Genomic DNA, 11,818 nt, shown 5'->3' on the forward strand with positions numbered 1-11,818 from the left:
TTTCCGGTCGTCCGCTGCGCTGTCTCTGCGCGGCCTGGTCGCTGGCCGGCCCGCGGTGGCGGAGCCGAGAGCGGGCCGGGTGGGCGGCCGTGCCGCGCGCGACCCGCGCCAGCGGGTCGCCTTGGCGACAAGCCATCGACTCCCTGAGCGGCGTCCTCGGCCACGCCGAGGAACCCCCTGACGAGCCGCCTGCCGCAACGCTCGTCCGCTGACGTTGCCGTCAGCGTTGCCGTCAAACGCCCGGGAGCCCCCGCCGATTACCGACTTGGCGGGGGCTCCCAGTGTGCGCCCGAGTGAACTCTCAAAACCTTGGCAATTTACCCTCGGCGCGCCATGGCATCGACGCTTACGACAGGTTGTGCCAGGCGTGGCTACAAGTTCCTCGGCACTCCGTTTCCCTTCGTCGCGTGTCAGCCACTGCGAACGTAGACAACAGAACACGGAAAGCCTTGAGATATTCATTTGGCGGCAAGCTTGCAATCTTTCCTACTTGTTCGAGGATTGGCTCCCGAACAATTAGGACTGCAGGGGTCATGGTTGCCTTGACGCCTGAACGCGCGAGGCCATCCCGCCCGTCTTGTGCAGTGACATGCACCTGGATCAAGTAAAGAACAATCTCGCGCAGAACCGAATCCTGGCCCTCTTCGTCCAGCGATGAGAACCAGTCGGCGGCATCGTCCAGGCCGCGCATCCCTTGAGCCACCTCATTGATGATTCGCTCCGAGGTTCGCAATCCATTCACCTAACCCCTAGGTTCGAACACGACGTAGGGTTTACTCCTATCCAACACCGTGTAATCTCTTCTGGGACTGTTCGGGTTGTAGCTCTGATAGAAGTCCCGACCACGTCCACTCCCCTCACCATCCCCCGTCCCCCGGGGCAGCGAATTCTTGACGCTGTGACGGGTTCTGGATGAACCGGTCAAGATGTAATCCCAGTCCGAAGTCGGGTTTAGATTCCCATTCCCGGCGCGGCTTCCGACCACAATGATTGGCTGCCCCGCCTTGTCAGCGGCATTCTGGATTCGCTTGGCATCATTCGGACTGATGCCAGCCTCCGATGCCGTTCTAAAGCCGGGGCCACACCACCCATTGGAGTTATGAACCAGGACCGGAGTCTGTCCCGCCAGCACATAGTACGTGTGCAGGTCATCGACGGTGAGGTTGTATGTGGTCGCGTGCTGGGTGTATGCCCGGTTCCCGGTGACGATGACCGTGTCGCCGTCGTCGGTGAGCAGGGTCATGCCGGGGGTGAGGTCGCCTGCTTCGGTCCAGGTGTTCTGGGAGGGGGACCAGAAGGGGTGCTCGTAAGTGGCGGTCAGTTGGTCGATGCCGTCGTCGGTGGCGATGGACAGTTCGTTGAAGTGTTTGTCGTCCTGGGTGACGATGAGGCGGGTGACCTCGCGGGCACCTGCTTCGCCGGTTTCGGGGTCGGTGGCCCGGACCTTGTCGCCGGGTTCGATGTCCTCGATGTCCTTGGTGGTGCCGTCGGCCATGAGGACGTCGGTGCCTGCCAGGAAGCACTTACTGCAGCCACTCTTTTTGTTTTTGGAACGTATGCCGCCGAATCCGAAGCCGCCTGCCGGGCCTTCCCCGCCCTCCGCGGCGGCCGCAAAGCCGCCGACCATGGCAGCACTCTCGCCCCAGTTCAATCCTTTGGCGCAGTCCCGGCCTGCCGCCACACAGGCGTTGCCCTTCGCGCCGTTGACTGCCGATGCGTCCAGGGGGCCCGAACTGTCGGCGCAGGATTCCCGGCCGTAGTGGCACAGTTCGTCGATCTTGTCGTAGAAGGCCTGGATGTAGACCTGTGCCTGGTCCCAGCCGACGGGAACGTGGACAGTGGGGTAGATGGCGACGTAGCCGTCGTTGTTGAGGTCGACGCCGGAATCGCCCTCCTGCTGCCACGACCCGCCGATGATGGTCTCGGTGACCCACTTCTTGTGCTCTTCGCAGTCGTTGGTGCAGGAGCTGCCCACATCGGCGTCCATGAGGCCGCTGGGGTCGAAGCGGTTGATGGGGTCGTTGACGCTGTAGCTGTAGGCGGAGAGGTTCTGCGGCTCGTACGGCGCGCTGAGCGGGTCCGGGCTGAGGAAGCGTCCGAGGCCCGGGTCGTAGGCCCGTGCGCCGAGCAGGGACAGGCCGGTGCTGGTGTCTTCGGTCTTGCCCAGGAAGCCGTTGTCCGTGCCGGTGGGCAGGGCGCCGCTGCGTTCGTCGCCGAAGGGGGTGTAGCGGCGTCGGGTGGACGTCCCTGCGGAAGCGTCGACGGCGATCTGTGTGGAGGCCTGGGTGTCGGCGGTCAGGTAGGTGAGCTTGCCGTTGGTGGCGGTGGTGCCCTCACTCGTGCGCATCGCCACGGTCGCGCCGCCGACGGTGTAGTGGCGGGTCGCGGTGACCGTCGAGCTGTCCGTGCGCAGTTCCGTGCCGCCGAGCGAGGCGACGGTCTCGGCCGGGGTCGTGCGGACCAGGAGGTTGCCGTCGGCGTCGTAGGCGTAGCGGGTCAGTTCGCTGCCGCTGGCCTTGGTGGTTTTGACCGTCGACAGTTGGGCCAGCTTGGTCCAGGTGTAGTCGACGGTGGTCTTGGCCGCGGCGGTTGTTCCTTGCTCGATGCGCTGGAGCATCGTGCCGTCGGTGTCGTAGGTGAACGTGTCTGTGCGGTTGGTGGTGGTACCGGTCTTGTTGAGGATCTTGCGGACGCCGTGTGGCCAGTCCGCGTTGGCCGTCGTCCAGGTACCCGCGTCGTCGTAGCCGGGGTAGAGGTAGTCGCGCAGGGTGGCGGTGCCGGCCGAGTTGGTGTCCGTGGTCGACTGCAGGTTGCCCATGCGGTCGTAGGTGTAGGCGGTCTGGTAGGGGCTCGTGCCCGTGTAGTCGGATGTGGTCTGTGCGGTGTTCGCGCAGATGCCTGCCGTGGCGTGGGTGAACGCCCGCGTCAGACGGCTCTGGTCGTCGTAGCGGAAACACTGCGACTGAGCACTCTGGCCGCCGGCTTGCTCGCGCAGCTCTGTGAGGCGGCCTGCCAGGTCGTAGTCGTAGGTGTCTTTCTGGGCCTCGGTGACCAGCTCGTTCACCGAGGTGGTGGTTGCGATGGTCTTCAGCCAGCGGGTGCCGTTGCTGTCGTCGTAGGCGTAGCGGCGTTGGGCCTGGATGCCGTTGCCGCCGAACTCGGCGCCGTAGTTGCGCTCCACGAGGCGGCCGTATGCGTCGTAGGCCGTGCCGTCGATGTAGACAGAGGTGCCAAGGGTGCTGGTCAGACGGTCCGGGTGACCGTACTCGTCATACGTCGTGGTCACCGTCTCCGCAGCAAGGCCGCCCGCGGCGGGGTAGGCCACCTTGGTGATGTGGTCGGCGGCGTCGTAGGTGAGGGAGGTGGTGTAGTCGCCGGCCAGGCCGCTGACACCGGTGGGGAGGGTGACCGTACTGCTCAGGGCGCGGCCTCGTGTATCGAAGGATCCGGCCTTGGTGGTGTAGGTGTTGCCCGCCGCGTCACGGCTGGTGGTCGCAGTGACCTGGCCCTTGCCGTTGGGGATGTTCAGGCCGTCCCAGGTCCAGGCGGCGAGTTCGTCCGAACCGCTGGAGATGGCCGTCTTGCGGCCGAGGTTGTCGTATCCGTAGCTGAGGACGGTCTTGGCACCGTTGCTGGTCGTCTTGCTGATCCGGCCGTTCACGTCGTACTCGGTCGTCGAAGTGCCGGCGTCCGGGTCATCGGTGGTGAGGCGCTGTCCGGCCCAGTCGTAGGTGTAGAGGGTGCTGTTGCCGCGGGTGTCGGTGATCTGCTTCAGCTCGCCCTTGTCGCTGTAGCCGTAGGACGTGGTGTAGGTGGAGGTGCCGCTGTGCTCGACGACCTTGGACACCTGGCCGTAGACGTCGGTGTAGGAGTCGGTCGGTGCGCCCTCGGCCGGCTGCACGACCGTGTGGTCGCCGTTGTACGTGGTCGTGACCAGGTCTTCGTCCTGGGTCACCCCGTACGCCTGGATCCGGGAGGTCACCGTGCGTCCTGCCCAGTCCAGGACCAGGTCGTTGTATGAGGGGAGTTCGGCGGCCTGGGGGCTGGACGGGCCGCCCGAGCCGGCGGTGCCCTGGTTGCGGAAGACCGCTGAACTGCCGGTGGCCTGGCCTGCGGAGTCGTAGCGGGTGACCGCCACCTGCCGGTAGGGAACGGTCTGCTTGGTCGCCGGGTCGAGGTCGCTGGGCAGCGGCGTCTGTGACTCGCGGTCGCGGCCGAGGCCGTCCGTGTAGGCGTGCGAGGTCAGGTACGTCGTGCCCGACTGGAGGACCTGAGTGGTCACGTGCGGGTAACCGTCGACCGCGTCGGGGACCCCGGAGCCGTTGGTCGACTTGGGAACGCTGTAGCCGAACTTCATCGACGGCGAACTGCCGGTCTCGGTGGGCTTCCACACCTCCACGACGCGGCCCGCAGAGTCCAGGGTGACCCGGGTGGAGTTGTTGTTGGCGTCCCTCACGGTGGTCGGCGCGCCCCAAAAGCGGGACGACCACACCGTGGAAACGTGCGCGCTGCGCGTAGAGGCGGTGCCGTCCGGATCAGGCGTCGTGGTCGTGGTGCCGTCCAGCGGCCAGGTGTTGGCCGGGCTGTACTGCGTGGTGGTGCGGTTGTGCTTGCCGTCCTCGTTCCACACCACACGGCCCGCGTCGTCGTAGCCGGACCACGTCGACCGGTAGCCGCCCGCCCTGGTGTAGGTGCGCCCCTCGGTGGGGTTGCCATCGACCGGTTTGTTGGCCGCCACGCTCGTGGCGTCGTCGTACAGGGTGGTGGCGTAGCCGTCCTGGTTGCTGTCGGCGATGCTGGAGCAGCCCACGGAGTAGTGCTTGATCTGGTCTTGGAGGACGGTCCAGCGCTGAGCGCCGGTGGAGTCGTAGTTGTCGGTGTTGTAGGCGCGCCCGTAGGTGGTGCAGCGGTTATCAGAGACGCCGCTCTCGCCCTGGTCGTCGGTGCGCATGGGCAGGCCGAAGGTTGTGGACGCACCTTCGGTGTCGTCGTATTCGCTCTCGACGATGTGGGTCCGCCAGCCACCGGTGATCTTGGTGTTGGTGGTGGTCTTCTTCTCGCGGACGAAGCGGGCGTCGGGCAGCCCGTCGTACTGGGCGGTGTTGTGGTCCCAGTACTCGTGGTAGGTGCGTTCGTGCGAGGTGTCGGTGTCGTCCCGCAGGGACGTCGACAGGGTGCGGCCGGCGAGCCAGGCGTGGTCGGTGTAGTTGTTGCCGTCACCGTCGTTGACCGTGACCGTCCTGGTCGCCGAAGGGTCGGTCTTCGACGTGCGGTCGCCGTCCAAGCCCCGGTACAGCCAGTATTTGTTCGTCTTCTGGCCCGTGCCCGCGCCGGTGGTGACCTGGACTTCCTGATAGCCGCGCCAGTCGGACCACGACTCGTCCTCGTCCTTGGTCAACGGATCGTTGGTGAACCGCCAGCCGCCACCGTCCTCGTAGGTGTACGAGGTGGTCATCGGCGGGGCGCCGTCCTGGTTGGTCGTGACCGTGGGATCGACGACGACCTTGGTGACCAGGAACTTCTTGAACCAGCCGGTCTTGGACTCGGTGTCGCCCTCAGGGGTCCACTTCTGCCAGTAGCAGTCCTGTGTGTTCGATGCCTGCGACGGCAGACTGTTGATGTCACAGGCGTTGGCGAAGCCGTAGGAGACGGTGGTCGTCGCGCCGAGGTCGCCGTGAATCTCCTGGATGCGGGGGAAGTTGAGCTCGGCGGAGCCGACCTTGTTGTCGAGGTCGGTCCGGTTGAAGTTGATCACGGGCAGAATGAGGTCGTCGCCGTCACCGGCGCTGCCGTACGTCTTGCGCTGCACGTAATCCAGCCACAAGGTCTTGCCGACGGTGCCGTCCGGGTTGGGCATGCCGTACTTGTTCTGGTACTGCTGCACCAAGTCCCAGCCGCTGCCGTCCTGGTCACTGACGTAGGTCTTGATGTCCCACAGCATGTCCGTGGAGAAGAACGTGGGGTAGTACGTCTTGCCTGCGCAGTTGTAGTCCGCCGATGTGCCGTCACACATCAGGTCGATCGGCACATCCGGATACGAGGTCGGTTTGTCGTCGAAGGTGGGGCAGGTTGCCGGTGCGTCGCGCAGCGGGTCGTTCTCCTGGACCCGCTCGATGCACCGGTTGACGTGGCTGAGCTCAACCTTCGCCGGGACCTTGCCGTCGGCGATCTGCGAGGACCAGCCGTACTGGATCTCCTTCACATACCCGGAGGACACGTACTCGCGGGCCTTGTCGGTGTTCGCGACCGACCGGTAGTGGTTGTACTCCTTGTCATAGAAGTACATGGTCTCGACCTCATTGGCGGTCACCGCCCGGTCGAGATTCCAGCGCCAGGCCTGGGTACAGGGCTCGGGGAACTGGTCGTGACACGGCTCCCCCGCGTCATTGCCGACCACCGGGACGGTGAAGACGGAAGCGGTCGCGGTGCTGGTGCGCTCGGAGCGGCCCCAGCCGAAGTAGTAGCGCTGACCGTCCTGGCTGGAGATCACCCAGTACTCGCCGTCACGGCCCGCGCCGTGGCCGTTGAACAGCCGCTGCACGCGCCAGCCCGGGTCGTCCTTCAGGTGGTAGGCGCCGCTGCCGGTGTTGTCCTGGATCAGCTCCGAAGTGACACCGTTGAGGCTGATGACGTAGACCGCACCGGACGGCTCAGCGGCCGAGTTCGGCGAGTCCCAGCACATGTCACCGATCGTGGGCAGACCATCCTCGGTGCAATTGCGGTAACGCCGCTCAATGAAGCCGACATTCAGGTCCCAGCCCATGCCCGCCCAGGAGGCCTGGTTGTTGCTGGCCGAGGTACGGCCGTCCACCGACTGCGAGTTGTAGGACATCGCCAGCGGCGGTGCCGCGCCCATTGGCGGCTTCGGCAGCTGCACCGGCAGGCTGTAGCTGAACGCACCGGACCCGGTGGACACCTCCCACGAACCGGTCGGCGACAGCGTCGAGGCCCGGTAGTCACCCGCGTCCGACGACGAACCGGACGTCACCGCATACACACTCGCGCCACTCGTACCTGCCTCGCGCATCAGCTGCGGCGAGGCTCCTTCAGGTGTGGTGTCAGCGGCCGCCGTCACCGTCGCGGTCAGAGTGCCCGTGTCGGTATCGTTCTCCACCGGCACGAACGCCCGCTCCGTACAGCCTTCAGCCTGCGGCGTCTGCAGCGCACACGCGGGCAGCTTCACCAGGCGCAGCCGGTCGGCGAAATCACCGCCGTAGGCGTACTTGAAGCCCGAGTAGTCGATGTCGACCTGTACCTCGCCCGGAACGTCCACACCGTCGGTACGGGAGATCTCCAGGCCCAGCCCGATACCGCCGACCGGTGCCACCGCCTCCCGGTCCAGCACCCGCACCTCGACCTGATCCGGCGAGACGGGGTCAGCGTCCGGGACGGGCTCATCCGAGGCGGGGACCGAGTCAGCAGCCGAGGGCTCCGGGAAAGCCGACGGCAGGACACCGGGATCGGGACTTGCGGCAGCTGCCGGGGCCGAGGTGCTGGGGCTCGGTGAAGCGGGATCCTCCTCCGCGAGCCGGGACGCATCCAGTTGAGCCTCGGTGCCTGCCTCCGCCGGTACGGGAGCGACCTCCACGACCTCCCCGACCTGCGTACCCGCCGGGGCTGACACCGACGGCTCGGGTATCACCGCGCCCGGATCCCCCGGCGCCGCCTCCGACAGATCGACCGACGCCTCGGCCGCGCGCGGCCACTGCGGGGCCGGCAGCGCCTTGCCGACCTCCTCGGCCTGCTGCACCGGAACGGACCCGAGTGACTGCGAAGGCACAACGGGCGTCGGATCACCAGCGGCTGCGGCGGCCTGCTGCGGCGACACCACCGAAACCGTCGACAGCAATCCCGCCAGCAACACACCCGCAACACCGACCGAGACAAAACGCGCACGCCGAGCAGCCACTCGAACCCCCACCCCATGCCACCCACAACGCACGCGGGCCACAGTCCAACAGACCAGACGTCAGCATCCGGGCAGGCCACAGCCGTGCTCCCCAGCACAGCGCCACGTGACCCCACACGAAATGTGATCAATGAACCGGGACAGTAACCGCCGTGAAGGCCAGGTGAACAGGGGGCACGAGGAACAGTTCCCTCCCACCTCAGTGACCTGCCTCACACATTCTCGCTTCACCCGCCAGCATGGCGCCAACCTGCATCACGTGAGCCATCGCACACCACTACCCTCACGGACAGGTTGATGTGCCCCAACTTGTGCGGAGCCGCAAGCAATCCCTCCATGCGACCAGTCCCGACTGGTGCCGGATCGACCGCGGGGGTTATACCGAAGGTGCGACAGCAGCTGTCCCGCGCGACAGGAGAGTCATACGTGGGGTTCAGTCCGAGACGGAACCGACTTCGCCCTTCAAGTACCACAGCAACCGGTCTATCCCGCCCCGTACCAGATCATGCCTCCGAGTAATGGCCGGACGACTACTGCTGTAATCCTCAATCCAATACGACCCAGATTCGCCCCCGAGCCCCAGTTGCGAACAGAATCAAGGGCCTGAGCTGCGCAGATGCGACTCCAGGAGATCAAGTCCCACTTCTGCAGGCTCTATTCGAGGCGGAGTCGGTCCTGGTCCATCGATCGTCAACTCCGAGGATGAGACTCCCCAGCCTTCCAGGGAATTGCCGTTTACCGAGCAGCCACTTCGACCCGGATTCGACCCCACACCTTCATATGCCCCTGACGCACCCGTCTGACCTGCACAAGTAGCCACGCGAGGCAGTCAGAGGCAGCTACTCGTGGTAGTCGCGGCTTCTTCGGTGCGGGTTAACGGGCGCGCCCCGCAGGAGGTCTCGGGTACCGGTTTGCCGGGGGGGTGAAGCGGCGAGCACCGTGGCAGTGATGTGATGAGGACGTGGTCGGACGTCCACCGCAAGGTCGACAACCACTGCCAGTTGTCAGCCGTTGCGCGGGGCGGCCAGGCCGGATTCGTAGGCGAGAACCACGAGTTGGGCCCGGTCGCGGGCATGGAGTTTGGTCATGGCCCGGTTGATGTGGGTCTTCGCGGTCATCGGGCTGATCACCATGCGCTCGGCGATCTGGCCGTTGGACATACCCTGTGCGGCCAGGGCGACCGCTTCGCGTTCACGGCTGGTCAGTTCCTCCAGTGCAGCACTGGAAGCAGGGGGCGGCTGGGCGACGTACCGGTGGATCAGCTTGCGGGTGATGGACGGGGCAAGCAGAGCGTCGCCGCGGGCGGCCACCCGTACGGCGTGCAGGAGGTCCTCCGGCACGATGTCCTTGACCAGGAACCCGGCGGCGCCGGCGCGCAGCGCTTCGAAGACGTACTCGTCCATGCCGTAGTTGGTCAGCATGACGACGTGCACGTCGGCCAGGGCAGGATCCGCGGCGATGCGCCGGGTCGCCTCGATGCCGTCCATGACCGGCATCTGGATGTCGATGAGCGCGACGTCGGGCAGATGCTCCTTGAGGAGCACCAAACCCTCTTCGCCGTCGGCGGCTTCGGCCACCACCTCGATGTCGTCTTCGAGGCCGAGCAGCGCGCGGAAGCCGCTGCGGATGAGTGGCTGGTCGTCGATCAGCAGGACACGGATCATGATGCTCGTTCCACGGGGAGTTCGGCCTGGACGGTGAAACCGTGCTCGGTGCGCGGCTGCGCGCGCAGCCGGCCCCCGAGGGCGGTGACGCGTTCGCGCATGCCGAGCAGCCCGAGGCCGGGAGCCGGGGCGTCATCGGGGGCGGCCTTGCCGTCGTCGTCCACCTGGACGGCAAGGGCGTCGGGCCGGTATTCGATCCGGACCGCCGCGGTGGTGGCACAGGCGTGCCGGGCGGTGTTGGTCAGTGCCTCCTGGACAATGCGGTAGGCGGTCCGGCCCACCGCGGCCGGCACGTCGTGCCGTTGCCCTTCGATGGTCAGCGTTGCGTCCAGGCCCATCGAACGGGCGCTCTCCACCAGTTCCGGTAGGTGCTCGAGACTCCGCGGCGGGGCAGTGTCGTCGTCGCGCAGGGCCTCCAGAGTCGCGCGTAGCTCGCGGGTCGCCTCCCGTCCGGCCGTCCGGATCGCCAGCAGCGTCTCGGGCACCTGCTCGCCGCGCCTGCGGGCTACGTGGACGGCGACCTCGGACTGCACCTTGATGATCGAAATCTGGTGGGTGAGGGAATCGTGCAGCTCCCGCGCGATGTGCAGCCGCTCCTCGCCGGCTCGGCGCCGAGCGGTCTCCTCCCGAGTGCGCTCGGCTTCGTCCGCCCGCCGCTCGGCCTGCCGCAGCGCCTCCCCGGCGGCAAAGGCGGCGATCAGCCAGGCGATTTCCAGTACGTTCCTGGCTTGCGCGAACGCCTCGCGCGCCGGCCCGTCGCGGAAGACCAGCGCCGTGAGGGGCAGGACGACGAGCAGGGACACGGATGCCGCAGCCGTCAGGGCGCGGTGCCCGGCCCGCACGGCGCCGTACACAGCAATCAGGTACGAGACAGCGAGCACTTCGAACCCCGCCGCCTCGTACCCCACCGCGCACAGGCCGGTGACAGTCAGCACGGCAATCGGAGCCTTACGACGCGCGATCAGCGCGAGACCGCCCGCCGCCAGCAGCACGGCGCCGAGCAGCTCGCGTTCCCCGGCCGGGTGCTGCCCGGACAACCCGGTTCCCAGCAGCAGTGCCGCCACGCTGACGGCAATCGCCCAGTCCATGGCACCGGCCGGGACACGAAAACGCTCTGTGTCCATGCGCGCACCCTAGCCGGACGCCGGTGCGGGCGAGTCCCGCCCGCGGATGAGTGGCCGGCTACTGCACCTGCGGTACTTGCCCGCCGCCTGCCACATGCGCGGCAGTCGACTGCCATGTCGACGGCAGTCCGAAGAGACTGCACCCGCGGGACGACCAGCAGGGTGGTCGGCAGGCACGCTCAAGGCACAACGGAAACCGGGGAATTCGCCATGCACGAAGGAGGAGAGTGGCATGAGTGCAGCAGATGTCCTCACGGTGGCCGCCGAGGGCGGAGTCATCGGCGACGGGCGGACGGGGGCCAACCTGGCCCTCGGAGTGGGGCTGATCGGCGTGGCCATTGGCTGGCTGGCCCTCGCCCGGTTGGCCGGCCGTATCAGCACCGGCAACGCGCGCACCGGCGCCATGGCGGCCATGGCGGTGGGGCTGGTCGGCACGGCCCTCGCGGCGCTGCATCTGGCCACCTCCAGCGGTGGCCCCGGCACGGGCAACGGGATGGCGGGAGCGATCGGGGCCATCCCCTTGGGGCTGATCGCCATGGCCCTCGGCCGGCGTGCTCTCGCCCGCTCCCGGCGCACTGGGCGGAGCGCCGACCGCGTCGGGCACGGGCGGGAGTTCGGGTCCACCTCATAGGTACCGCCCGGACCTACGTCGACGGTCCGCCCGGACATGTGAGTTCGGGGCGGCATCCCGCTCGTGCGGGTGAGCGGCTCAGGTCGCCCGGCGGGCGCTGATGGCCCGGCGTATTCCGTAGGCGGCGATGCCGGCGGCCACCACCATGGTCCCCCATGCGACGGAGCTGGCGGGCAGGGTGAGGGCCAGCACCAGGCAGCCGGTCAGGCCGACCGCGGGGACGATGCGGGGCGGACGGTTCTCGTCCGGCGTGAGCGTCCAGGCGGAGGCGTTGGCGACGGCGTAGTAGACGAGCACGCCGAAGGAGGAGAAGCCGATCGCGCCGCGTACGTCGGTGGTGGCGGCGAGCACTACGACGACGGCGCCCACCAGCAGTTCGGCGCGGTGTGGCACCTGGAAGCGCGGGTGAACGGCGGCCAGGACGTGGGGCAGGTGCCGGTCGCGGGCCATCGCCAGGGTGGTGCGGGAGACGCCCAGGATCAGGGCAAGC

Annotated in this window: 6 protein-coding genes; 1 reads left to right on the plus strand and 5 read right to left on the minus strand. The window is 67.2% G+C overall.

Features of this window, described 5'->3' with window-relative positions; all coding sequences use genetic code 11:
• Window positions 1-346 precede the first annotated feature (346 nt).
• The 4 genes from O3Q52_RS17180 to O3Q52_RS17195 form a co-directional block, all read right to left on the minus strand.
• Complete coding sequence (locus O3Q52_RS17180) at window positions 347-742, minus strand: DUF5958 family protein (protein ID WP_269649649.1); 396 nt, start codon at window positions 740-742, stop codon at window positions 347-349.
• A complete protein-coding gene (locus tag O3Q52_RS17185; RefSeq protein ID WP_269649650.1) occupies window positions 743-7,909 on the minus strand; it encodes a polymorphic toxin-type HINT domain-containing protein in 7,167 nt (2,388 codons plus the stop codon).
• Window positions 7,910-8,913: 1,004 nt separating this feature from the next.
• The gene (locus O3Q52_RS17190; RefSeq protein WP_269649651.1) at window positions 8,914-9,573 is read right to left on the minus strand and encodes a response regulator transcription factor; all 660 of its coding nucleotides are present in this window, start codon (window positions 9,571-9,573) and stop codon (window positions 8,914-8,916) included.
• On the minus strand, window positions 9,570-10,697 hold the full coding sequence (locus tag O3Q52_RS17195) for a sensor histidine kinase (protein ID WP_269649652.1): 1,128 nt from the start codon (window positions 10,695-10,697) through the stop codon (window positions 9,570-9,572). Before O3Q52_RS17195 ends, O3Q52_RS17190 begins: the two co-directional genes overlap by 4 nt.
• Before the next feature lie 232 nt (window positions 10,698-10,929).
• Here O3Q52_RS17195 and O3Q52_RS17200 point away from each other — a divergent pair, with 232 nt between their 5' ends.
• Window positions 10,930-11,328, plus strand: coding sequence for a DUF6223 family protein (locus tag O3Q52_RS17200; protein WP_269649653.1), 399 nt, complete (start codon window positions 10,930-10,932; stop codon window positions 11,326-11,328).
• A gap of 78 nt (window positions 11,329-11,406) precedes the next feature.
• Here O3Q52_RS17200 and O3Q52_RS17205 read toward each other — a convergent pair.
• A partial coding sequence (locus tag O3Q52_RS17205; protein ID WP_269649654.1) for an amino acid permease occupies window positions 11,407-11,818 on the minus strand: 412 nt, incomplete at its 5' end.

Source organism: Streptomyces sp. ActVer, from assembly GCF_027270795.1.
In the GTDB taxonomy this organism is placed as follows: Bacteria; Actinomycetota; Actinomycetes; order Streptomycetales; family Streptomycetaceae; genus Streptomyces; species Streptomyces umbrinus_A.